The following is a 24,010-nucleotide window of genomic DNA, read 5'->3' on the forward strand; positions in this document are numbered from 1 at the left end:
TCACTACACGGTACCTTCGACCACTTTCAAGAATCAGTTGCCATGAACTCATTACAAACACCTCCTTCCCGTGGCCAGCTGCCACACAAAGAAGGCTACCGACAAGAAGGGAACCGTAATGCCTAGTTCACAAAACAATCACTATCACCAACTACCAGCCCAGTCGCGCCGGGCGGTTAGTAACGGCGCCGAGAGGCCCGTAGTCGGTATGGATGCCACTGCGTCTACTTCCGGAAACCAATACTGCTTGCACTGGAGCCCGGCAGTGGTAGGACGGATCGCTGAACTATTCGGAGTTAGCAGCACCGAGCTGCGACTCAAGGTATTGAACGCGCACCTCAAGTGCCATGACGGCCGTAGCTGAGCAAGTGAACAAATTACCGATCACCTTGTGCAGGTCTGTAGCGAGACCGTGATGTTGGAGCTTTTTCAGCTCGGAATCGAAAAGCGCGATGAAGCTAGCAGTATCCACTAGTCCGGCGTCGGACGCCAGAAACTCCATATCGATATTCGTATAGCCCTCATTTTTATCCATGACGATCACCTCTTTCCCGTGGCCAGCTGCCACAAAGGGAAGGGTGCCTACTTGAAAGGAATTGTAATGCCTGTTTCGCAGTGCATCTGCCATAAATCTCAACCAGCTAGGCGCCGCCACGCCGGCGGACAAGATATGGAGACCCGAGTGGGAGGGGTGACGGTCCTCGCGTCTCCTGGGGTTCTGTCCGTGAAGTGCGGAGACACTGTTGTGGAGCTATCAGAGCAGGAGGCAGACACGCTGATGATCGTGCTCCGGTGCGGTGAACGTCTCGCGTACAGCGATAGTGCGGCGGGGGTGGTCTAGATGCGCCCATCGTTGACTTTCAGTCAGGAGGCGTTCGCTTGTAGCGGCCCGTCTAATGACGCGCGGGGAGAGCTTGAGGCGCTGCAGTTTGATCTCGAAATGTGGTTTGTCGGCTGGCAACAGGAAGCCGAAAAGGGCGCCTTGAACGAGGACGCGGCACTCCTACTTGAGGAGTTAGAAACGATTCTTCATTACCGAGACCGCCAGGGGCGGGGTCGAAATGAGATCACGCAAGGAGCGTAGACCATGAGTATTCATATTCGTAAGGGACGTAAAGACTTTCTGGCTGAGCACGGTTTTTCTCCGAGTGAGTCTGGCTCGCCGGCGCAGTTCTGGGAGTGGGCGCTTGAAGAGTTCGATGTGATCCGTGAAGCGTTCGCGGTCGAGTTCGTTGGGCATATTCGTACAGCCGAAGAGATCAATGACTGGCTCGATGATGTGCAGAAAGCGGTAGATAGAAACACTCACGTCTACTTGGTGCTTGTAGACGCCTTACGGGAAGCGGCCGCGATACTCACGGTTCTCGAAAACAATGACTCGTTAGTCAGAAGTGAGCTGCGGAAGGTCGCTGAGAGCGCGTGGAACTTGTCAGAGCAAGAGGAGAGGTAAGTCATGCAGAGCAAGAGACCTATTGATCCCGGAAGCGGTGGCCGAAGGAGGAGTGGAGGAACGATGGTGGTGGGACCGCAATTACTAACTCGGCAGCAGACAGCGGATGTGCTGGGTATTTCGACGAAGACATTAACGAAGCATCGCTTGGAGTGGGGCTTGGACGTCGTGCGTCTAACGAATCGGTCGATTCGGTTTAGGCGAGATCAGGTGGAGCGACTTGTGCGAGAGAGAAGCTTTTAGGAGGTGGCCGATATGGCTTGTGCTGGGCAGTGTGAGCGGCTTCGTGACGACGCTGGAGTTGTATGGCTCGTGGAGCCGGAAGGCTGTGTTGTTGCAGCGTTCCCGAGCGCGTACGTCACTCGGTTGTTGAGGTTGATCGGGAACGTATGCGAGATGCTGCGCGTGCCGTGGTTGTTTTTCGGGGAGTTCACCGAGGGGGAGGAAATCCCTGAAGAAGTGGAAAAGAAGTTCGTTGCGATTTTGGCGGAGCACAGGGAGGACCCGCCGGGGGCTAAGCGAGTGGCCGATGCACTGGGGTTGGTGGTCGATGCGCCGTCTGATCCAGACGAGCTCGACCTGTCGGTGCAGCAGGAGTGGCTGCGCAACCGCGTAGCTGGGCTATGCGCGGAATTGATTCATATTGGTGTTTCTAATGCGAAGGAGAGGGAGGCAGATCAATGATTCAGATTGTCGTTCTGTTTTTCGTTGCTTTTGTTTTTCTGGTTTTCATGTATGTCGTTTGGGAAATCGAGGAGTGTCGTACGGGGTTGCGTCGTGAGATGAATGATCTCAAGGCGGAGTTGGATATCCAGGCGGATGTGCTTGCGAGGCTGTCAGCTAGGACGTGCAGGATTGCTGAGAGCCAGGGGGTGCGGCTGACTGATCCTATGCGCGCCGCGCGGCTTCGTCACCCCGCGTTTCGTGGGCGTGAGGGTAAAAGCGAGGACGTGGCATGAGTTTGGTGAATGATTATGGGCTATCCCGGGCGGAAACGCTTGCTCTGCGTCGGTTAGCTGCAGGTAAAAGAATTTCGAAGGCGTGTGAGCAAGCGCTGGTTGATGCTGAGTTGGTCGAGCGTTCTGAAGATGGCGTGAGGCTCACTTCCGCTGGAGTTACCGCCGCTGGGCGGCGGTTCCTCCCCCGAGCGGTAGGTGGGGCTGAGTGATGCCGTTTTGTAAGCGCCAAGGCTGCCACCAGCCCATCAGGTGGGTGGTGACGGCTCACGGCGAAAAGATCGCGCTCATGGAGTCGCCAGACCCCGCAGGAATGTACGTCCTCGCGCATACACAACTTGGTGTTAGAGCGCAGTTCGTGCCGGAAGCCGAGCGTCAGCTTGAGCGATACAAGGGGCGGCAGTTGTTCCTGCCGCACGATTCGGTGTGCAGTGCAAAGCGAAAAGCGGGGCGTGGATGCCCGCCGGAGATAATGCGTGCTTTCACTGACAAGCGGAAGGGGCGGGTAAATGCCCAGCGTAGGTGATGGGTTCTCTGTGAAGCCTCGTGTGGAGCGGCGTGCGGTGTATCGGGATGTATTTCCGGAGGGTGTGGTGGTTGCTGAGATGTGGGTGGTCATCTGTTGTGGTTCGTCTGCCCGGTTTGAGCAGTGGGGGGACGCCATGGCTTACGTGGGGTGGTTTAGGGCTCAGATGGTGCGCCGGTGGCTGAGGGCAAGGGCGCGGGTTTTAGCTGAGCAGGTGCAGGAGTGTAATGAGCGGTTGTTGGAGATGGGAGCTAGATAGATGAGTATCGCGGAGTGTGAAGTCGGTGCTAAGGCGTTGATGAGGGCTCTGTCTGCTGCGAGGCGCTTCGCCGATAAAAAGGAGCCGTTCGACCAGGTGCGGCTTCGGATCGACCCCGAGGCTGAGCGTCTGGAGTGTATCGCTGGCGCCGTATCGCGAGCGTTCGTTACGCCGGTCGATGTTGAGTGGATGCGCCCCATGGTAGAGAGTGTGTCTTTCGAGTTGAGTCTCGGCAACGTTGATTTGGTGTTGCTAAAGGTGAAGAACCTGATTCGTGATCTTAAGGAGCAGAATGTGGAGGAGCTCATTGGGATTGCGGTCGAAGAGTCGCTTGTTCGGTTCACTGATAATTCCGGGATTTTTGACGGCATGGCACCGCTTGAGGTGGATCGATGCGAGCCGTGTTTGCCGAATACTGATATCCACTCCCGGGCTCTAGCTGTGGCCACGCCCGATACGAAGGGGAGGATGTTGCTGCCGCAGCAGTTGAAGGCACTGGGCGCGGCCGTTGGGACGTGGAATGGCGAGCTCATGTTTGCGGTAGCTGAAGAGCAGGCTGGGCGGTCTACGACGGCTGCCGTGTTGGGCGAGGACTTCTCGGCGGTGTTTGCGCTGCCGGCGGTGATCCCACTGGCTGAGGGCGAGGAAGTCACTGCCGAGGATCAGATGAGTCTATACGGCGATGATCGTGTGGACGAAGGGGACGAGCGTGGGCAGCTTGTTGAGGCTTCGCGGGACGATGGGCCGGGGCTGCGGCGGGTTGATGCGGCGCCACCGAAGGGGTTGGCGTGACGAGGATTCATGAGGACGATGTTGTCGGTTGGTGCCAAATGGAGTCGATGCAGGCCACGGCGTCGCGTCCGTCGATGTGGGACCCGCCGGCGAGTCGAGAGGCTGAGCAGGCTATTGCGACGCGGCATCGCATCGCTAAGGCGATGTGTTCGTCATGTCCGTTATTGGACGCATGTGAACGCATGTTGAGCGATGCGGAGCGTCAGAAGGTGTTGATTTCTGGTGTTGTTGCTGGGCGATACTGCGACGTAGTGGTGCCGAAGTTGCCGGAGTCTGATCCGCAGTCTAGGGCGCTGATGTGTAGGCGGTGCGGGGCGGCAATGGCGCCCCAGGCTGATCGACATGAGGCGTTGTTGGGCGCTGGGGTGCGTCATGTGGGGTGGGGCTTGTGTGACCGGTGCGCGATGGATAAGGAGGTGTTGAGGTAGGTGCCTTGGCTCAAGATTGGTGACGATGCACAGCATCATCCCCGTTTGATGGCTGTCTATGACTATGTGGACTTTGATGAGCGATTGATTAACGAGGTGTTTGGTTTTCTCGCGCGGCTCGCGGTCTCTTCGGCTGGATACATCACGGACTATGTGGTCACCAGCGGTATGTGCCACGCCGTAGGCGGCCCCCGAGCGGAGACACTAATCGCGGTGTGTGAGTTCGCTGGCCTGCTTGAGCCTGTGGAGCTTGATGGCCGCCTCGTGTGGAAGATTTGGGAGAACGACGACTTCATCCATATGCGCTTGGGCAAGGAGATCGAGTGGGAGCGTCAACGCAAGGCTGATAACTCTAAGCCCGAGCTGGTTTTGCAGGTACGTGCTAGGGACGGCGACGCCTGCCGCTACTGCGGTCATGTGGTGAACTTCAAGAATCGACGCAGCGGCCTTGGCGGCACATATGATCACCGCGTGCCTGGGGAGGAAGCAACGGTGGAGACAATGGTTGTCTCGTGTTTGAGGTGCAATGCGTCGCGCGGTAGCGACCCGTTGGCGGACCGGCGCGTTCCGCTGTTACCGGTGCCGAAACCTGCCTACTACTCGGCATCGACGATTGACTGGATCAACAACCACCCGTGGTCGATTGACCACGGATTGAAGGTAGGAAACGCCACAAAGACAGGTAAGCAAGTCCCTGTCGGCCGCGTCTGCCCGGGGCATCATTCGCATGTCTCGCAGCAGACGCAGCTCGAGGTGGACTTGAGCGATCACCCTGATGCGGAAGACCGAGGGGTGGGTCAACAGCCAGTTGATCGCGTCCCCCGCGCATCGCAGCTCCCACGCGAGGGGGCGGGGACTGATCGTGCCACCGTAGAACCGAGCCTGCCAGCTATACTGGCAGTCAAGGCCAGTGACGATGCGGAAGACCGAGGGGTGGGTCAACAGCCAGTTGATCGCGTCCCCCGCGCATCTAACCAGGGCGCACGCGAGCGCCTAGTCACTGTTACTGACATCCCTGATGTGGAAGACCGAGGGGTGGGCCAGCAGCCAGCCGGCCGCGTCCCCCGCACATCCGAGGCCGGATGCGACCGGCAATGGGATACACAACCCTCTGATGCGGAAGACCGAGGGGTGGGTCAACAGCCAGTTGATCGCGTCCCCCGCGCATCTAACCAGGGCGCACGCGAGCGCCCAGAGGGAACACCTCACTCCCATGGCACGGGCCGTGAAGATAGCCAGCGCACCGCTGGCCACGTCACACCGTTGTCTATCGCTCCAAAAATGGAGCGCAGGCGGGAGCATTCAGTCATGTCTGGACTCAGAGCGTTGGACGACGGTAAAGATCCTCCCGACCCGCCAAAGCGCACTGACCAGCGGAAACAACAATCTGACAGAAACCAGCAGATATCTGTCAGATATCTGACAGAAACCAGTAGAAAATCTACTGATACAGCAGATACCGGGTGTACAACATCTGGATATCTCGGGACGGGTCGGAACGGGACGGGTCGGTCTCGTAACGCTAAGGGGCGTGACGGGTCTGCGAAGCATGCTCGCAGTCGCGCGTACCGCCCGTCCAAGGCGAAGAGGCGGTGACGTGGTGGACATTCGTAGCGTTCTTTTACGGCTCGCGTGGTGCCTAGATGTGCTGGCTTCTATGACGATGAGGTCTCAGTCCTCCATCTCGCAGATGCCGACACATGGTGGGACTCGTGCGGGGTCTGCGCCTCCGCTACGGCTGGGGTTGCTGGATGTGCGGCTCACGCTCGAGGATGAGGTGGGTGATCTCGTGGCCCAGGTAGAGAAGGCGAGCGGAGTATCGGTTAACGGCTTGCATCAGCGTCCGGCTGCTATGCGGGCGAGGTGGTTGGCTGATCGTGTCGAGTTGATCGACGCGCATCCGGAGAGCGGGGTGATATGCGATGGCTTCGAGGTGTTGCTGCGGTGGGCTTTGCAACTGGTTGGGGTATCGCGTTCGAGACCGCCGCGTGGCCAGTGGCTGCCGGCGCCGGCTGTGGTTGCCGTGGCGCGCGAGTGTGGGGTCCGAGTGTCGCCTGAGCTTTTGAGGCAGTGGCATCGTCGGGGTCATATCACGGCCAAGCTGTGTCGTTCTGGGAGCACGGTGTATTGCGTGGACTCTGTTCTTGATCGTTTGAATGTGCGATGAGCTGGGAAATCCGTGGCTGTCACGCCGGTATTGTTAAGGTAAAGAATTGAACCCGCTGGTTCGGGTTCGGGAGCAAATCACCTCCACCAGTGTTCTGTCGCGCTCTCAAAGAAGAAGGCCCCACCCCGTGGCGTAAAGCTCGGGGGAGGGGCTTTCTTTCTGCGATGCCCCTTGGTTAAGCGGGGTGCCGTTTGCTCTTGCGTGGCGATCGCTCGCTCCGGTGATGGGCAGGGGCCGTACACTGCGGTCGTTTAACAGGCTTGGCGTTCTCATCGCTCTCCGACTGCGTCGCAGTGGGCATGGTAGGCAGGTCAGCGCCGTGCTGGTGATAGGGCAAGACGTAAGTGATCTGCGGCTGTGATTAGGTGGGAGTAGCCGCATCAGGTGCCGATCTTCGCGCCCCGGGTATTTGTGTAGCCCTCGTATGGCTGTTCGATCGGCTGTCTGATTTCATCTGTCGGATTCGGCAGTGGCGCCGTCGCTCATCGAGTGGGGAGCCGTACCGCTGTGTTGGTGAAGTGGAGTGTGTCTCCGGCGGTGATGCAGGCGCTGTGGTGCGCCGGTGGTTGGGCCGTCCTCGCGGATCAACGCTGTGCATGTTGGTGCGCGCCTATTGGTGTGGAAGGAGCAGGATGGCGTGGGTAGGACTGGGGATCGGCGCTATCGGCGTCGTCGAGCGAAGCTTTTACGTTTCGATGATTTAGTTTGCGCTTATTGCGGTTTGCCGATCGATAAGTCTCTTCGTGCTCCGCATCCTATGAGTCCATCGGCTGATCACGTGATACCGATTGCTGCTGGTGGCTCTAATCTTGGCGAGCTGCAACCGATGCATCTTGGATGTAACCAGTCTGCCGGCGCTAAGGGGGCGCGGCGTGCTAGCCGGCCTCGGCGCCATGTGCGTGAGTGGGGATAGCGGAGATGCCAAGTCTTGCTCGCCTCGTTGCGTCGAAGGCTGGCGCGGGCAGCGTGCAGCTTCGCTGTGGCGGATGGAACTCAATCCGCTCCCAGCCTTAGGGTGTCTCCGATCCATGCGTATCGGCAAGACTTGATGCCGCCGTGCGGGGTGGGGAGGGACCCCGCTGGGACAGCACGGCCGCCAAAGGGCCACGGCATAGCTGCGATACCTCCCCCAGCTCTGTGGGTAGCGGTGCCATGGATGGGGAATGAAACCGCAGGTCAGGACGTGTTTTTAGGGGGTTGCTAGCTGTGGTGGACAACGGGGACAAAGGTGTCTCTGACCAGCGAGAATGCATCGTGTGTGGTCGGCCGCTCACGGGGCGGCAGAAGATGTACTGCGGGGGTACGTGCAAGAAGCGGCGGCAGCGCCACCCAGAGCTGTACCCGGCGAATCCGCAGCCCGTACGACGCAGGGCGTTGTTTGGTGTCAGTGTCGCCGCCGCAGCAGAAACGGGAGAAGAACTCGCTCTACTCGCGGCACTGCGATCACGCCTCGCTCATGAGATTGATTCGTGTTCAGATGCCAAGGCCGTGGCCACGTTGGCGGCCAGGCTGATTGAGATTGCGGACAGGATCACCACAGTTATGTCGATGAGGGGAGGTGGAGATGTCAGTGTCCTCGATAACCTCGCGGAGCGAAGAGCTGCGCGCGAAGCGCAGAGGAGCGCAGAAGCCGACGTTTCTGGTTAAGCCGGTCAAAGAGTCTGTAGACACTTTCGACGGTGAGGACTATGTGGACCTCGCTGCAGCTTTTGGTCTGATCGCCGATGAGTGGCAGGAGGGGATTGTTACCGGCGTATGCGCCCGTGGAGTGGATGGCCGTTTGACCGCTAAGCGTGTCGGTATCTCGATTCCGCGCCAGAATGGAAAGAACGGTGCGCTAGAGATCATTGAGCTTGGTCAGATGGTGCTCGAAGGCCGGAAGGTGTTGCATTCGGCGCACGAGGTAAAGACTGGCCGGAAGGCGTTTCGTCGGCTGGCCGCGTTTTTCGAGGATCGCCCAGAGTTGTCCCGCATGGTGAAAGAGATTCGCCGGGTCAATGGGCAGGAGTCCATTGAGTTGAGTAATGGCGGTAGCTGTGAGTTTATCGCGCGGTCGAAATCGTCGGGGCGTGGATACTCGGTGGACACGCTGGTGTTGGATGAGGCTCAGCAGTTATCTGATGAAGCTTTAGAGGCGTTGATGCCGACTATCGCCTCTGGCCCAGCGGGAATGCCGCAAATCATCATGCTGGGTACGCCGCCTGAACCAACCGATATTTCTGGCGAGGTATTTCGGCGTACTCATGATGAGGCTCATACGAAGCCGGCCAGTGATCTGTGGTGGTGCGAGTTCTCAGTACTCGTCGATCCGGAGGGACCAGAGATCGATGCCGATGATGTCGATTTGTGGTACCAGGCTAATCCTGCGCTCGGCGGCCGCCTCGAGATTGAGACGGTCATGTCAGAGCGGGCGGTGATGGCCGATGCGTCTTTCCGCCGAGAGCGTCTCGGAATGTGGGAACAGGAGCGCACTGCCCGAGTTCTTCCCCTGGAAGACTGGAAGGCATGTGCTGATCCGAACCTCGCCGATTCGGGCGAGCCGGTGGTGTTCGCAGTCGACATCTCACCGCAGCGTGACCAAGCGTCGATTGCTGCCGCTGGGTTAACCACTGACGGGCTTCCATGGGTCGACGTAGTAGAGCATCGAAGGGGCGCGGTCGACTGGGTGGTGCCCAGGCTTAAGGCGATCCTTGAAACACAAGAAGCCCGCGCTGTGATGATCGATGTACTCAGCCCTGCCGGCTCACTTATCGATCCCCTCGAGGTTGAAGGAATCACGGTCTCCCGTATTGGATCGAACATTCTTGCGATGGGGTGTGGCCAGTTCTACGATGCCGTGATGGCGCACGCTATGCGGCATCTCGATCAAACGAACCTATCGCTCGCAGTTGCAGCCGCTCGTAAGCGCAAGCTCGGAGATTCGTGGGCGTGGTCCCGAGCCAACATCGATGCCGATATCACCCCGCTTGTCGCTGCCACCATGGCGATGAGTGGCCTGCGAGCCCAGAAGGTGAAAAGACCCATGAAGCGCAAACGAGAACGTAGAAAGGTGGTTGTGTGGTGAACCTCGATATCTTCAATCCAGAAGAGAAACAAGCAGTAGACAAGATGCTGGCCACGCTGCGTAACTGTGCACCCGCCAACAACACCCACGAAAGCTATTACGACGGGTCCTACGCTGCCCAGCTACTCAACATCTCCACCCCAGCCGAGTTACCCGCAATCCTGAAAACGGTCTCCGGATGGGCAGGAACGGCCGTAGACGTCCTCGAAGAACGCCTTGATCTCATGGGCTTCGCTGACGAAGACCTCGTAGACATCTTCGAAGACAACGCTCTTGATGAGGAAGCCGGCCAAGTTCACCTTGATGCCTTGATCTATGGAATAGGCTTCGTGTCTGTCACCGCTGGCCGAGATGACGAACCGCCACAACTGGTGCGCGGACATAATGCAAAAAACGCTACCGGCATATTCAACCCCCGAACCCGCCGGCTCGACTGGGGGCTGACAACCCACGTCGAAAACGGCAAAACAGTCGAACTCGAACTGTGGGGCCGAAACGAAATCGTCACCGCGCGCCGGGAGCACGATGCGGCGCCATGGGAGATTGTCAACCGTACACGCCATGGGCTTGGTGTGGTGCCGTTGGTACCTTTTATTAACCGTCCCCGTACTGGGCTACGCGGTGGAAAATCAGAGATCACCGCCCCGTTGCGCCGGCACGCCGACAATGCGGTGCGTGTGCTGATCTCCATGGATGTAAACAGAGAGTTCTTCTCAGCACCGCAGCGCTACGCGATCGGCATGAGCAAAGAAGACTTCATTGGCCCTGATGGCAGCCCAGTAAGCCCATGGTCGATCATCACCGGCAGAGTATGGTCCACCCCACCAGTAGGTGACGACGAGAAAGACCCGAAGCTAGGTGAATTTGATCCAGTCCCGCCAGGGCCATTCCTCGACCAGATTGAAGGCCTTGCACAGCTGGTGGCAGCAGAAACCGGCGTGCCGGCGCACTACTTCGGACTCAGAGGCGACCAAGCGACCTCCGCCGATGCCATCCGCGCCATGGAAGCCCGCCTAGTCAAACGGGCTGAGCGCCGGCAGAAAACTTTCGGCCGATCATGGTCAGAAGTAGCCAGACTCATCCGCGCCGGCAGAGACAACGTACCAGCCACCCAGCGCGAACCGTCTAGAACCCGCTGGGGTAACCCAGCAACACCCACCATCGGAGCCACCATGGACGCCATGGTCAAAGCCGTACAAGCCGGCCTCGCGCCGGGTAACTCGAGGGTTATTTGGGATCGTGTGGGCTTCACTCCTGAGGAGCAGCGTCTGCTGGAGCGTGATGTGTCCAACCAACGGTTAGCCCAGCGGCTCGCGGCGTCTGCTGCGGCGCCTTCGAGAAGCGTTCAGGAGGCTATGTTTTCCGATGAGGGGATAGGTGAGCTTGATGGTGGACTATCTGGAGACTCGCCGTAAGTATGTAATGGGGCTCAATAGCCTCGAGAAGCTAGCGCTGCGCAATTGGGCGGCGTGGTGGGACGAGACCGAGGGCACACCGTTTATCAAGCGGCGCAAGCTGCTTGAAGAGCCCTTCGCTGCCATTGCTCAAACCTTCGGGGAGCAAGCCGCAGCCCATGCCGCTGACTACTTGTTTGTCCAGCGTGGATTGGATGAGACCCTCGCCGGCATGGCCTATCCAGAAGTAGCAGACCCAGTGGGATATGAACAGGCGGTTGCCGCGTTTCGTGCTAGTAGCCGGCTGAGTGAAGCGGACTGGAAGAAGCTTCAAGACAGCCGTGTTCCAGCAGGAATACCGGAGTTTAATGCGAAAACGTTCAAAAAGCTCAGCGGCGCCTTGAACCGGCTTGTGCTGCAGCCAGCTCGGAAGACGATTCAAAGCAACATCGCTGACGGGATGATGTTTGCTAGGGTTCCGGAGCCGGGGGCATGCGATTTTTGCCTCATGCTGGCTTCTCGAGGCGCGGTCTACAGCGCGGATACGGCTGGCATGACTGAGGCCTCAAGGTTTCACGACCACTGCCGGTGTATTGCCATGGAGGTAGGGCCGTCCGCGCCGCTACCCCGGGTGAATCAAGAACTTGAGGCGGCGTGGAAGAAGGCTATGGACCGCACTCCCGAGGGGCATGATGCTACCCACGGGGACGGATACAGGCTGTGGAAGAACTACCTTGATCGGCGATCACTGGTGTTGCAGTCCCAAGTGCGCTTTCCTCCTATCCCCGGGGTGAAAATCCCCAAGTATCGGGGCAAGACCGAGATTAAGGGACGAATAGACAACACTAAGGGGCCGGACGGCGTCGTTAAGCTCCCGTTGCCGTCGCTTCATCAGATGCCAGGGCATGTGCTCTACGGGTGGACTACTAGTGCACCGTGGGGAAAGAAGATACGGACGGGTGATGGGCGAGCGAACCATCATCCTCCTGGTGTCTATAAGCTTGATGACTCCTTCGGGCACCGCGCGGTATCGAAGGTTGCCAAATCTAAGTTTCCGGATTCATGGTCGAATCAGAAGATTGCGAATGCTGTCCGGGATGTGCTCGAATCCGATGAGGAAGCGCATGTCACAGAGTATAAGATGAACTTGGATCCCAACAGTAGCGGAAACAAACTGGTCCCAGTCAAAGACTACAGTGTGAGCAAGAAAAAGGAGATCGATGGGGTGGAAATCAAAGTAAAGTATTGTGTGGTTGACGGTGTTGCTGTCCAGCCCTACGCCTACCCAGTGAAGGGATAGAGGCGAGAAGCGAGAAAAGGAGGCTAGCGTGGAGTACCCCAAGTTCGACGATCAAAAGAGCGTGTACGACTACATTGTTTCGGTAGGTCCTCAGCTTTCTCCAGAGAAAATGGCTCGGGTTCAAGAGGAAGCAGATGACGGTGACTACACCTTCGCCGTGGAACTCTACATGCTTATCGCGAAAGACTACGGCATGGATGACCACATCCCCTATACCGTGCGGGAAAACCTGCGGCTTTTCAGAGGAGACTACGATTTTCCCACGCTTGCTCAGGTGTTGTCTGTTGATCCGGACACCATGATGGTGCTTTAGTCCATCTCACGTGTACGCCACGTCCTTTTTAGGTGGTGGTGTTGGCTTCCTGGTTGGGTGATGCTGGGTTCGATTCCCAGCGTGGCCACTAACCCCGCATTGGGCAGTCCTTGAAGGACTGCTGGTGTGGGGTTGTGTTATGCCCATTTTTTCTACTCCCAGGAGGAGTTATGAATAACGATTCTGTTGCTCACACCCCAGAGAACACCGAGGAGGCTGCTTCTACCGCTGAGCACTCGAGTTCGGATCAGGTATCCGAGAACAGTGCAGCGAGCGATGCTAGTTCTGATACGTCGAGCGAGACAGAGATGTCTGTCGAGCAGCTGCGTAAAGAGCTGGAAAAGACGCGCCGGGAGGCGGCTGGGCATCGTGTAGAGCGCAACAAGTTGCGTGAGCAGCTGGCAGGCTCTCAGAGCCTTGAAGAGCGCGTGAAGCTGCTTGAGGCGGAGAAGGAGCAGGCCCATGCTCAGGCTATGTCTGCGACTCGGGATGCGATCGCGTCGAAGGCTGGTGTGCCGGCGGATTTGATTGTGGGAGACACGGCTGAGGATATGCAGGCGTTCGCTGACAAGCTGGTGCAGTTGCTTGAGCAGCGCGCACCGTCGGGGTTGCCTGTTGTGGGTAGTGCTGGTCGTGTCGAGGAAGAAAGTGACGCGGATAGTCTGGCTCGCCGGATTCTTGGTGTGTGAGTCGGTCTAGTAGCTGATTGTTGTGGCGTCGACAGGTGTGAACCTGTGGCGTCTTTTTTGTTGCGAAAAAGGAGGTTGCTGTGGCAACTAAAACTAATGAAACGCTGCTTGGTGGTGCTGGGGGTACCCAGCTTTTACCGCGTAGCGTGTCGAACGAGATTTGGAAGGAAGCGACCGAGCAGGCGGTGGTTCCGTCGTTGGCGAAGGCGCATCCGATCATTCTGGGAGAGAACATCATCCCTGTGGTGACGAAGCGCCCAGCTGCGTCGATCGTCGGCGAGCTTGGTAACAAGCCGGATTCCGATCTGGAAGTTGGTGCGAAGTCCATCAAGCCGGTCAAGGCTGTGGTGGGTCTTGAGTTCTCGATGGAAACTCTTCACTCGAATCCGGCGAATGTGTTGGATTTACTGCAAGAGGAGTTGGCTGCTGCGCTGGCTCGTCAGATCGATCTGGCTGTGTTGCACGGCCGGCAAGCGTCTGATGGTGCGCAGCTGTCGGGCGATCAGGACTACATCAATAAAACCGCCGTGCGGGTGGAACTGACCGATGATCCGAACGACGTCGATACTGCGCTGTGGGCCGGCTACCGCAAGATCGTCAACGCCGCCAAGGCTTTTGACTTCACTGGCTTCGCTTTCGATTCTCGGTTGGTGTCGGACTTGGCGGATGCTCGCGATAAGGAGGGCCGTCGCCTGAATCCTGATATACCGATGGGTGGTGGTTTGACTTCGTATTCGGGCCAGCCGGTGGCGGTGTCTCGCACCGTGTCAGGGCAGCTGGACGCGTCCGAGGACACTAAGGTGCGTGGGTTTGGCGGAGACTGGAACCAGCTGCGGTTTGGTCGCGCGTTGGATATCTCGATGCGCCGGATCGAATACGGTGATCCGTTCGGTAACGGTGATCTGCAGCGCCGTAACGCTGTCGCTTTCCTCTCTGAGGTGATTTTCGGATGGGGAATCCTCAACCAGGACGCGTTTGTCGCGTATCAATTGGGGGAAGACTAGCCCCCTCGTCGGTAGCGCAACCGGCGAGGGGAAAAGCACCTAGCCGCAGAACTGGGCGAGGAGGTGGGGTAGATGGCGGTGAAGCTGACAGCGGATGACTTGCTGCGCTGGGACTCGTCTCTGACAAAAGAGCAGGCAGAGGAGCTCGTTGAAGAGGGGCTCGCTATGGCTGCGTCGATCGCTCCGTGCATCATGGACGATGACTTCGCTTTTGCCCAGGCGGCGAAGGCGATTATTCGTTCGGCCTGCCTGCGGTGGGCCGCGTCTGGGTCTGGCGGTATCTCAAGCGAACAGAAGATGGCTGGCCCGTATCAGACGCTCACGAGTTACCAGTCGTCGTCTCGGCGCTCGCTTTTCTACCCCTCAGAGATCACTGCGCTAGAGAAGCTGTGTAAGGACAACACATCGCAGGCGTTCGCCTTCGACACGATCGCGCTGCCTAACCCTCGCTGCGGCGCGGATTGTGGATACGGCTTCGGATCGACGGGTAGTGCGTGCCCTGACTGTGCTAACACCTTGAACCCGACGTGGAGGCGGCAATGAGTCATCTTGATTTCGTTTTCCCAATCACCCGCATCCGCCGCTGTGCTACCGAGCGCGATGCGCTTGGCAATCCTCACGTAGAGGAGGAGCGGGACATTGTGCTGGCTGCTGGCTGGTATATGCCGCAGTCATCCGAGGGGCCCGAGGGTGGACATCCGCTCGTCGATGTTGATCTCAACGTGTTCCTTCCACCACAGACCGTGACGGAGACTGACGCCCTGGAGGTTGAAGGAACCGTCTACGAGGTGGTGGGAGTAGCTAACTATGACCACAACCCTTTCGGATGGTCGCCGGGGGCGGATGTGGTGTACGCGAAAAGGAGGAGTTCTCATGCGCCGGCTGAGAGTAACCCACGGAGCGGATGACACTGACCTAGTGCCATGTCGCCGTTTCCGGATCGAACCATCGGGGGCTTTGGTGCTCTATGCAGACGATGACGCCCTTGTCGGGGTGTGTGCCTACGCGCCGGGAGTGTGGGGCACCGCGTCGTGGGAGGAGATGGGTTGAGTGGAGATCAAGTGGAATCCGGCTGGGTTTGACGAGATTCTGCGTTCGGCCCCAGTCGCTGCTCGTGTTGAGCGCGAGACGATGATGCGGGGACGGCTGGCGGGTGCGGGCTACTACGCAGGGGTAAGGCAGGGGCGCTCCCGTGTTCGGGGGATTGTCTACGCGGAGTCGTGGGCTGCGTTGGAGGATCAGGCGAAGAACAACACGTTGTTGAGGGTCCTCGGATGATTAGGTATCCAGCACCGCAGCGTATTGCTCGTGAAGCGCTTGAACAGGCGTGCGGCGTCCCGGTGTCTACGCAGCTACCGCGTACTCCGCCGGAGCGGTTCGTCGTGATCAGTCGTGTCGGGGATTCATCGTCCACGTTCGCTACTGCCGATCCACGGTTTTTGATTGAGGTATATGCACGCGGTGAGCTCGATGCCGAGGAGCTAGCCGAGCAGGTTAGATACGCGTGGACCACGATGCGGTCTCATGGCGTGTTGTGGTCACACGATGACAGGAACTTGGTGCGTATGCGTAACCCCGACACGTCGGGGCATCACAGATTTCAATTCACTGGCGGGCTGAGGATCAGCCTGTCTTTTTATGCCTAGGAGGAACTCAATGGCTGTCAATGTTAAGAATGCGTATGTGGGCACCCCGCCCATGGACGGCGGGGTGTATTTCAACGCTCCGTTAGGCACGAAACTGCCTGAGACCGCAACGGAGAAGCTTGATCCGGCGTTTCAGGATCATGGCACTGTAGGCGAGGAAGGTATCACCGTCGCCCAGAGCCGATCTTCGAACGATATCAAGATGTTCGGCGGTGGAACGTTCATCGATGTACAGGAGTCCTATGACGAGACCGTGAAGTTGCGGCTGCTCGAGGATGACAACGATGCTGTGCTCGCGACTGTGTTCGGCGAAAACAAAGTGGTGAAGAAAGAGGCTGAGAGCGATCACGGTGTCCTGCGGACGGTGTATCACTCGGATCAGCCGCTGCCGATCCGCTCTCATGTTGTCAAGACCGTGTCGGGCGATAAGTCGAAGACGTATGTGGTCGAGCGTGGCCGTGTCTCTGAGGTTTCGGAGACCCAGGATGTGCACTCGAATGTGACGTCTCGTGAGATCACGATCAAGACCTTCAAGCCAATCACCAAGGAGTTGAAGGGCGGCTACGTGGTGGAATACCGCGACGATGGTGAGAACACCGCGCCGGCTGAGGAAGAAGACCCTGATGGCGATGCCTAGGCCGTAGCCAGATGGTGGGGATGAGCTGGGCGGCTACCCCGTGATGAAAAAGGCCGCCCCCTTTTTTTGTTTCAGATTGTTTAAGGAGTTGCGATGAAGCCAGTGAAGATTGTTACCGCCCTTGAGCCGGCGGGGTCTATCCCCGTGGAGTTCCCTGAGCACACGGGCATCGAGCCGTTTACCGTGCCGATCATTCCTCTGATTGATAAGGCCACGATGGAGGCAGTCGACAAGTGGATGGCCGATGAGAACGCCCGCCGAGAAAAAGACGGGCGCTCTGGCGTGACCAACTACGAGATGTGTGAGCAGCTACTCAAGCATGTGGTGGATGATGAGACTGCGGCGAAGGTAGCGGAACGTCCGCTGGGGGAGCGACTGCAGCTGTGGGATGCGTGGCTCTCGGCGGCGTTGGACGGTGACGATGAACTGGGGGAATCTTCGGACTCCTAGCGCTGATGCGCAAACCAGGAGTCGCCGCCGCTATCCGGTTGGACCTGATCGATACGGGCCTGAGTTTCGAGTTCTTAGGAGCGAACTTCTCGTGGCTGGATGTGAAAGCACTGGTGCGTAAATGGTGCGCAGTACCAAGCAGTCACACGGCCCAAGCCATTGCTGCTCTCACTCTCGAAAGCCCAGCGCCGGCCCGTAGTAGTGCGTTGTCGGCGTCGCAGATACGCGCGGCAGTGATGTCACGTGAAACCTAGAGCGTAGGAAGTGAGATTGCCATGGCTGAGCTTGGTGTCGGATATATCAGCATTGTTCCGTCGATGAAGGGCGCCCGTAAAACGATTGCTGCCGAACTTAAGGGGGTCGAGGTCGAGGGGGATAAGACTGGTAAAGGTCTTGGGTCTCGTATCTCGACTGGCATCGGCGGGGTGCTAAAAAAGTCTGCGGTGGGTGTGGGAGCGGCCACCGGCGCCGCGATTGGTGTCGGCCTAACCAAGGGACTCGGGCGGCTTAACGGTATCGAGCAAGCCGAAGCCAAACTTCGCGGATTGGGTAATTCAGCGCAAGATGTTGAGGGCATCATGGATAATGCCCTCGCTTCGGTGAAGGGCACTGCCTTCGGCCTGGAGGAGGCTGCTACCACCGCCGCAGCAGCGGTGGCTTCTGGTATTAAGCCCGGCGAGCAGCTTGAGCAAGTCTTGAAAACGGTCGGTGATACCGCCACGATTGCCGGCACCACTATGTCGGAGATGGGCACTATCTTCGGCTCAGTGATGGCTCGCGGCAAGCTACAGGGCGATGACATGCTGCAACTGACATCGCGTGGCGTGCCGGTACTGCAGATGCTTGCCACCGAGCTGGGTAAGACTTCCGAAGAAGTCTCGAAGATGGTCTCCGAAGGAAAGATTGATTTCGAAACCTTCGAGAAAGCGCTTCGTAAGGGCGTCGGCGGGTCCGCATTGGAGGCTGGTGCCACGGTCCAAGGCGCCATGCGCAATATGGGTGCCGCCGCTGGCCGCCTAGGAGCGACGATCGCTGGTCCCTTTTTCAACCAAGCAGCTAAAGGCTTCGGCGGAGTCACCGATCTTCTTGACTCCCTCAACGCCAAGGCCAAGCCGACGATGCAGGCATTGGATGACTGGCTTAAGTCTCCTGCTGCCGAACAATGGGCTGGGCGTATCCAGCGCGCCGGGTTGGCTGTGGGGGAGTTCGCTCGCGATGTGTTTGATGCGACGGCTGGTTCGCAGTCGTTTACATCGGCGATGGAGTCGTTGTGGGAGTTGGTTTCTTCTGCTGCGCCGGCTGTGGTGCAGCTTGGTAGCGCTGTGGGGAAGGCTACGGCTGCGCTTGGTGTGTCGAGCTGGCAGCTTTTTGCGACTGCAGTGGATGCTTCCGCCTCGGTGTTGAATGCTACGGCGGTGCCGGCGTTGGAGTTGGTGGCTTCGCTTGCGGATTCTAATACGACTGCGGTTGCTGCCCTGTTGGGTGCGTGGATGGCGTTTAAGACCCTGCCGTCGGTGCTTAAGCCGGCGTCGTCTGCGTTGGTTTCGCTGAAGTCGGCTATGGAGCCGGTGAAGGATTTCAAGGAGTACGCGGCCGCTACTGGCCGTGAGGTGTCCACTTTGGGCGCGTCGTTTATGGCTATGGGGTCCTCGTCTAATACGGCGTTGGCGACGTTTGGTCGGGCGGCTTCGAGTGGCTCGGCGAAATTGGAGGAGCTTGCTGCGTCGCATCGTCGTGCTGCGGTTGCTGCCCAGTCTCAGGCTTTGGCGGCTAAGGACATGGGCGCCACTGTGGATGCGATGTTGCGGCAGATGGGGCATACCGGTGTGGCATCGTTTGCCACTATTGGTGCCGCCGCGAAGGGCGCTGCCACCGGCGGTGTTGGCTTGTTGAGGGCCGGTATCGGTGGTCTGGTCACTGCGATGGGCGGCCCCCTCCTCGCTGGTATCACGGCGGTGACGATGCTGCTGGCTGATCAGAAGGCTGCTGCTGAAGCTACTCGACGGGCGCAGGAGAACATCACTGAGGCTACTGCGGATGGTGCAGTGGCGCAGAGGGAACTAGCGGCGGCGCTCGCTGGCACCAATGGATCGTTGAAAGACAACGAGGAAGCCTTTGATGCTGCATCGAAGATCGTGACTGCTTCGATGGCGGAGTTCGTCGAAATGGGATCGCGGCAAAGAAGTGTGGTCGAGAAACTCGACGAAGCGACGGTGGGTTTCGATGAAGCGATGTCTCGTATTCCGGGCATGTTGAGTGATACCGGCAAGGCCCAGGTAGAGGTCACGCGTGAGGCTAAGAACCTGCGCGAGTCGTACGAGGAGCTGGAGAAGCAGGCTGCTGGGTTGGGTATCCCCATGTCGAAGCTCAACGATGTGGTCGCTGAGGGTGGCCCGAAGTATCAGCATCTTATGCGAAACCTGCGTGAGTCTGGTGAGGCGGGTGATCGCGCCGCCGATCAGCTGCAGCAGGCTCATGATGAGCTTCGCGAGCTGCAGAATATCGCCCGCAATGCCTCCCCGGCGTTCAAAGCTGCAGCCGAGGGAATGGAGAAACTGAGTGATGCCTCCGCCTCGGCGGGTGATCACTTGAGTGCGCTTGAATCGACGATGAAGGCGCTCGGGCTAGCTCCTAGGGATGCAGAGCAAGCGATGATGGATGCCGCTGATGCAGTGGACCAGCTCGCTGGCGAGATCACCGAGCTTGTGGACACCTCGGCCCCCGCTGGTGATGCGTTGTTCGACATGAACGGGCAGCTCGATCCGACGAACGTTAACGCCCGCCGACTCGCTGAGACGATGAACGGCATGCGCGAGCAGCTACAAAACGTCGCAGTGGAAGGCGGGGATACAGCTCAAGCGTTCGCGTTGATGCAACCGAATCTCGAGCAGTTGCAAAACCAGTTCGGGCTTACTGATGACCAAATGCATCAGCTACTCGGAACGTTCGGGTTGATGCCAGATCGCATCTCTACCTTGGTGGCCTTGGATGGGGTGGATACCTCGATCCAAGAGATCATCCAGGTTGCTGGCGCACTAAAGGATGTACCCGAGGGCGAGACGGTGCAGGTGGATGCTCTCACTGAGGAAGCGGTAGCCAAGCTGGAACAGCTCGGCTATAAGGCAGAGGAGGTCAAGGGCGCTGACGGCGAAGTTCACGCCATGACGATCACTGCCCACACCGAGGACGCGCAGGCGAAACTGGAGCAGTTCGGCTGGGTTGCTGCTGAACTGAACAACCTCAACATCGACCCGAAGGTGGTGCTCAACACCGAGCAGGTGCATGTTGAGGCCGGTAACGTCAAAGCGTTGCTGGATGGGCTGAATCTCGAGCACCCCACTCCGCAAGCCTCGCTACTCATCGGCTCACTGCAGGCTAACAACCAGCTTGCTCTCGGTGAGCTTGCTGTCCTCGCTGCCCAGTCCCCAACCCCGACTGCCGACTTGAACAAGGTTCTCCTGGATGCAGGGGTGGATCAAGCCACCATCGATCTGATGGGGCTGGATACAGCGTCGGTGACATCGAAGGCGGACCTGAGCAAAGATGACTTTCAGAAGAAGTCTGACAAGGTCAACGAGGACCTAGACAAGCTGGATAAAAAGACTGCGAAACCGAAGATCGACCCGCTAACCGATCAAGCCCACCGCGAGATCGAATCTGTGCGGAAAGACATCGGCTCGCTTCGCGACCGCGATATCAACATCCGAGTGCACTATTCCTCGATTGGGCGACGGCCCGCCTCGGGCGCATCCACCGGAGGCCGTTATCGCCAAAGCGGGTTCGCCCGCTACGCCGCCGGCGGATACCACGACGGCTACCGGCTACCTCACACCGGCCCAGGCACCGAGATCGAAGACGGATTCACCGCCATCGACCGTCACGGCATGGCCATAGCCCGCCTCGACAAAGACGAATGGGTCATCAACCGACGCTCCTCCGAGCGCTACAACAAAGAGCTCGCGCAAATCAACAACGGAACGTTCCCGAAACTCCCCGGCTACGCCGAGGGAGGGCGCGCCGGGTTGGATCGGGCATTGGCTGAGGCTCATTCGTCGCACGATATGGGAGCGCGGTACCTGTGGGGTGGAATCGCACGCGATGCTGCTGACTGCTCGGGGTTTGTTGGCCGTGTGGCGTGGGCTGCGCAAGGGTTCGATCCGGATACCTCTGGGCGGATGGGTACTACTCATACGATGTTGGCTGGTATGTGGCCAGGGTTTTCTCCGGGTGTGCATGGCCCATTCGTGGTGGGAGTTAACGCTGCACATATGGCGGCCACTGTGGACGGTATCCCTGTGGAGGCTGGTGACGATGTGGGTGGCCCGTCGGTGGGTGTGGGAGATGGCGCGTTCGATCCTCAGTTTTCTCAGCACTACTCGCTGGACGATGATGCTTTCTCTCCTCCGTATTCCGAACAGGATCCAGCAGATGAGCAGTGGACCCGTTACACCACCGATGCCGGTGGTAGTTCGTCGTACAGCTCGGCGCCGGATTATCATTCTGAGCCGCAGCGCTGGTCGGACTGGGTTGGTGAGCAGATCGGCGAGGGCGCTAAGAAGTGGATCAAGTCGACCTCTAGCGCGTATATCTCGGACACTCTTGGGGTGTTCGGGCTCGCCGATGAGATGCCCTCCTATGCTAAGGCCGGCTTCCAGCTGCGGTCAGCTGTTAAGGAACGCGACGCAAAGGCCGCCGAGGAACGAGCCAGTTCGAGCCGTGAGACTGCCCCTGCGACGGCATCGGAATCATCATTGCCGTCGGGTCACACGTCGGTGCCGGCTGGTTCCGGAGACACGGGAGTGAGATACGATCCGGCGGCAGGAGCCGAGCAGTGGGCGCCGGTAGTGGCCGATGCACTGCACCGTACTGGCCGCCCCTCAGCGGACTCGGATCGAACTATCGAGCAGATTCGCATCGAATCGGGAGGAGACCCGAATGCCATCGGGCCTGACTCGGCTGACGGCAACCCACGTGGCTTGCTGCAAGTTAAGCCGGCGGTCTTCGGCGCGAACCGAGACCCTGATCTGCCGGATGATGTCACGCATCCGTTGGCTAATGTCGTCGCCGCGATCCGCTATGCCTCGAAGCGCTATGGTTCTCTCGACCAGATTTGGCCTACAGCTGCAGGCTATGCGCGCGGTGGCTGGGTGGATGAGCGCAACCGGCGACATGAATCGTCTGATACTCAGCCCGCGTGGCTGACCCCAGGAGAATTCGTGGTCTCCAAGGACGCAGCCAATCAGCATGGCTCACTGCTCGAAGCAATGAACAACGGGCTGGTGGAACAGGCGCCGAAAATTGCGCGTGACGTCACGAAAGCATCGTCTCGCGCTGTGCTGTCAACAACTGTTTCAGCGGCCCAAAGCGGCGCTGGAATGCTGGCAACGATTCCAGCGCTAGCCCCAGCAGCCGCTGCCGGCAGCGCAGCAATCGGTGCCGGCGGGGCACTACTTACCGAGATAGGTAGTGATATCGCGGCCGAAATGGTTGGCAGCATCGCCGACACTGGGCAGCGAATGCTCGGCGCAGGAGTGAAGACCTTAAGAGCAAAGGTTCCCACGATCACCCCTGCCCAAATCGAGCCGAGTCGAACCATCCGGCAGGCGTCGCCGCAGTCTCTTCCGGCGGCGACCTCTAGAGGGTCAGAGGTGCATCTGCATTATCACGTTGCTGAGTTCAGTGACGCGATGAGGCAGTCGCAGGCGGAGTGGGCTCAGTATTCGAAAGCACTTGTATGAAAGGAGTAGATGATGAGCTACGAGGCGTCTGTGATCACCCTGTATGGGGTGAATGGTGATCGTCTGATTCTGCATGGCCCTGGTGCTGGTGCGCAGGGCATCGCATTAGGGGAAGAGCCTGACGGGTTGTATGACTCTCCGTTTGATACCCGGTGGGATAGCGGTGCCTCGCAGGTGGGTGCTACCTATCGTGGGATCACTCGCCAGCCTCGAGATATCTCGGCGACGGTACATTTCCATGGAGACTCATCGGACGAGATCAGGAGAGCATCGGCGAGGTGGCGTAAGGCTCTCGGGTCTGATGGGCGTAGGCCGGCGCGTCTGGAAGTTACAACAGCTGAGGGGCGTCGAACCTTGCATGTGACGCCCCTTAAGGACGCGAAGACTGTGGCGAAGCATGACCCGAATGTCACTGGCTATCTGGCTAAGGTCGTCTCGCTGCGTGCTGCTGAGCCGGATTTCAAGGGCCAAGAGCTAGCGTCGAGTTGGCGTTTCGATGGTCGTTCATATGTGGGAGAAGTCGTGGTGGCTAATCCTGGGGATCAGCCGGTGCCGCTGGCGTGGTCGCTGACGTCTCCGGCGTCATGGATTCTGCCGGATTTCTCGTGGGCAACGACCCCCGAGCATCCGGATTGGCGGCATCGTGAGCGTGTGGTGGCGTTGCCATTTCAGCGCTGGCACCACGACCCTGCCCGCCGGCAGGATGCGTTAGTGCGTACCGGTGTGAACGATCTGCAGGGTATCGCTCTCGACGGCCACCAGTTTCAGGCCCGCTGGGCCGGGCAGTCGTTCCTCTACATGGTGCCACCTGGCACGCCCCCGACCACGTTGCCGGTGGCGATCAATCCTTTGCCGTGGTCGGCCGATATATGGCGCAAGCTGAAACTGCCTGGGGCGTTGCCGGCGGATGTGCTGTTCAAGCTGGCGCGAAGTGTGTCTACCGTGCTCGAGCCTGTGCCTGAGGAGACGGTGTTGTCGTGGTCTCCAGAGAGGCTGGTGAAAAAGATCGATGATGCAGTGTCGATGATTGTGCCTGATGTGCTTGAGACGTGGACTGAGGCTATTCGTACTGCGCTGAGCCTGCCGTCTGCGGGAGAGCTGATCGCCACTACTTACGGTTCGGTGGCGAACATGGCTGGTGCTACCTGCAAGGTGTACACAACGCCGCTATATGAGACTCCGTGGGAGGTGTAGCAG

The 24,010-nt window shown here is 58.9% G+C and carries 17 protein-coding genes; 16 read left to right on the plus strand and 1 reads right to left on the minus strand.

Features of this window, described 5'->3' with window-relative positions:
* Nucleotides 1-286: 286 nt before the first annotated feature.
* Nucleotides 287-628, minus strand: a complete 342-nt coding sequence (locus KRX12_RS09770; protein WP_218366490.1) for a hypothetical protein — start codon at nucleotides 626-628, stop codon at nucleotides 287-289.
* 459 nt (nucleotides 629-1,087) lie between these two features.
* Here KRX12_RS09770 and KRX12_RS09775 point away from each other — a divergent pair, with 459 nt between their 5' ends.
* The 16 genes from KRX12_RS09775 (at nucleotide 1,088) to KRX12_RS09855 (ending at nucleotide 24,007) form a co-directional block, all read left to right on the plus strand.
* The gene (locus KRX12_RS09775; protein WP_218366491.1) at nucleotides 1,088-1,450 is read left to right on the plus strand and encodes a hypothetical protein; all 363 of its coding nucleotides are present in this window, start codon (nucleotides 1,088-1,090) and stop codon (nucleotides 1,448-1,450) included.
* A gap of 246 nt (nucleotides 1,451-1,696) precedes the next feature.
* The gene (locus KRX12_RS09780; RefSeq protein WP_218366492.1) at nucleotides 1,697-2,134 is read left to right on the plus strand and encodes a hypothetical protein; all 438 of its coding nucleotides are present in this window, start codon (nucleotides 1,697-1,699) and stop codon (nucleotides 2,132-2,134) included.
* Nucleotides 2,131-2,409: a hypothetical protein gene (locus KRX12_RS09785; protein ID WP_218366493.1), complete on the plus strand. Its 279-nt coding sequence runs from the start codon at nucleotides 2,131-2,133 to the stop codon at nucleotides 2,407-2,409. Before KRX12_RS09780 ends, KRX12_RS09785 begins: the two co-directional genes overlap by 4 nt.
* Before the next feature lie 782 nt (nucleotides 2,410-3,191).
* Nucleotides 3,192-3,983, plus strand: a complete 792-nt coding sequence (locus KRX12_RS09790) for a hypothetical protein (RefSeq protein ID WP_218366494.1) — start codon at nucleotides 3,192-3,194, stop codon at nucleotides 3,981-3,983.
* A 4,165-nt stretch (nucleotides 3,984-8,148) separates the two neighbouring features.
* Entirely contained in the window at nucleotides 8,149-9,642 is a 1,494-nt protein-coding gene (locus tag KRX12_RS09800; protein ID WP_370625578.1) for a hypothetical protein, read from the plus strand.
* On the plus strand, nucleotides 9,639-11,057 hold the full coding sequence (locus tag KRX12_RS09805; RefSeq protein ID WP_370625579.1) for a phage portal protein: 1,419 nt from the start codon (nucleotides 9,639-9,641) through the stop codon (nucleotides 11,055-11,057). The genes KRX12_RS09800 and KRX12_RS09805 overlap by 4 nt, the downstream gene beginning before the upstream one ends.
* Nucleotides 11,029-12,336: an EndoU domain-containing protein gene (locus KRX12_RS09810; RefSeq protein ID WP_218366497.1), complete on the plus strand. Its 1,308-nt coding sequence runs from the start codon at nucleotides 11,029-11,031 to the stop codon at nucleotides 12,334-12,336. Before KRX12_RS09805 ends, KRX12_RS09810 begins: the two co-directional genes overlap by 29 nt.
* Before the next feature lie 28 nt (nucleotides 12,337-12,364).
* Nucleotides 12,365-12,649 carry a hypothetical protein gene (locus KRX12_RS09815; protein WP_218366498.1) on the plus strand — a complete coding sequence of 95 codons (285 nt, stop codon included), beginning with the start codon at nucleotides 12,365-12,367 and terminating at the stop codon, nucleotides 12,647-12,649.
* A gap of 170 nt (nucleotides 12,650-12,819) precedes the next feature.
* Nucleotides 12,820-13,338 carry a hypothetical protein gene (locus KRX12_RS09820; RefSeq protein ID WP_218366499.1) on the plus strand — a complete coding sequence of 173 codons (519 nt, stop codon included), beginning with the start codon at nucleotides 12,820-12,822 and terminating at the stop codon, nucleotides 13,336-13,338.
* A gap of 80 nt (nucleotides 13,339-13,418) precedes the next feature.
* On the plus strand, nucleotides 13,419-14,342 hold the full coding sequence (locus KRX12_RS09825) for a phage major capsid protein (protein WP_218366500.1): 924 nt from the start codon (nucleotides 13,419-13,421) through the stop codon (nucleotides 14,340-14,342).
* A gap of 72 nt (nucleotides 14,343-14,414) precedes the next feature.
* Nucleotides 14,415-14,885, plus strand: coding sequence for a hypothetical protein (locus KRX12_RS09830; protein ID WP_218366501.1), 471 nt, complete (start codon nucleotides 14,415-14,417; stop codon nucleotides 14,883-14,885).
* Nucleotides 14,882-15,250 (plus strand): hypothetical protein, encoded by a 369-nt coding sequence (locus KRX12_RS09835; protein ID WP_218366502.1) that lies wholly within the window; start codon nucleotides 14,882-14,884, stop codon nucleotides 15,248-15,250. The genes KRX12_RS09830 and KRX12_RS09835 overlap by 4 nt, the downstream gene beginning before the upstream one ends.
* A 748-nt stretch (nucleotides 15,251-15,998) precedes the next feature.
* The gene (locus KRX12_RS09840; RefSeq protein WP_218366503.1) at nucleotides 15,999-16,625 is read left to right on the plus strand and encodes a hypothetical protein; all 627 of its coding nucleotides are present in this window, start codon (nucleotides 15,999-16,001) and stop codon (nucleotides 16,623-16,625) included.
* Between the two features lie 93 nt (nucleotides 16,626-16,718).
* Nucleotides 16,719-17,075 carry a hypothetical protein gene (locus KRX12_RS09845; protein ID WP_218366504.1) on the plus strand — a complete coding sequence of 119 codons (357 nt, stop codon included), beginning with the start codon at nucleotides 16,719-16,721 and terminating at the stop codon, nucleotides 17,073-17,075.
* 275 nt (nucleotides 17,076-17,350) lie between these two features.
* Nucleotides 17,351-22,813: a tape measure protein gene (locus KRX12_RS09850; protein ID WP_218366505.1), complete on the plus strand. Its 5,463-nt coding sequence runs from the start codon at nucleotides 17,351-17,353 to the stop codon at nucleotides 22,811-22,813.
* 387 nt (nucleotides 22,814-23,200) lie between these two features.
* Nucleotides 23,201-24,007 (plus strand): hypothetical protein, encoded by an 807-nt coding sequence (locus KRX12_RS09855; protein ID WP_218366506.1) that lies wholly within the window; start codon nucleotides 23,201-23,203, stop codon nucleotides 24,005-24,007.
* The last annotated feature ends 3 nt before the right edge of the window (nucleotides 24,008-24,010 follow it).

The organism is Corynebacterium sp. TAE3-ERU2 (assembly GCF_019209955.1).
Lineage (GTDB): Bacteria > Actinomycetota > Actinomycetes > Mycobacteriales > Mycobacteriaceae > Corynebacterium > Corynebacterium megadyptis.

What these genes read in the sequence shown, in the direction of transcription:
- KRX12_RS09785 (WP_218366493.1), top strand. Translation starts at nt 2,131, where the DNA reads ATGATTCAGATTGTCGTTCTGTTTTTCGTTGCTTTTGTTTTTCTGGTT.
- KRX12_RS09810 (WP_218366497.1), top strand. Translation starts at nt 11,029, where the DNA reads ATGGTGGACTATCTGGAGACTCGCCGTAAGTATGTAATGGGGCTCAAT.
- KRX12_RS09775 (WP_218366491.1), top strand. Translation starts at nt 1,088, where the DNA reads ATGAGTATTCATATTCGTAAGGGACGTAAAGACTTTCTGGCTGAGCAC.
- KRX12_RS09820 (WP_218366499.1), top strand. Translation starts at nt 12,820, where the DNA reads ATGAATAACGATTCTGTTGCTCACACCCCAGAGAACACCGAGGAGGCT.
- KRX12_RS09850 (WP_218366505.1), top strand. Translation starts at nt 17,351, where the DNA reads ATGGCTGAGCTTGGTGTCGGATATATCAGCATTGTTCCGTCGATGAAG.
- KRX12_RS09835 (WP_218366502.1), top strand. Translation starts at nt 14,882, where the DNA reads ATGAGTCATCTTGATTTCGTTTTCCCAATCACCCGCATCCGCCGCTGT.
- KRX12_RS09840 (WP_218366503.1), top strand. Translation starts at nt 15,999, where the DNA reads ATGGCTGTCAATGTTAAGAATGCGTATGTGGGCACCCCGCCCATGGAC.
- KRX12_RS09790 (WP_218366494.1), top strand. Translation starts at nt 3,192, where the DNA reads ATGAGTATCGCGGAGTGTGAAGTCGGTGCTAAGGCGTTGATGAGGGCT.
- KRX12_RS09770 (WP_218366490.1), bottom strand. Translation starts at nt 628, where the DNA reads ATGGCAGATGCACTGCGAAACAGGCATTACAATTCCTTTCAAGTAGGC.
- KRX12_RS09830 (WP_218366501.1), top strand. Translation starts at nt 14,415, where the DNA reads ATGGCGGTGAAGCTGACAGCGGATGACTTGCTGCGCTGGGACTCGTCT.
- KRX12_RS09845 (WP_218366504.1), top strand. Translation starts at nt 16,719, where the DNA reads ATGAAGCCAGTGAAGATTGTTACCGCCCTTGAGCCGGCGGGGTCTATC.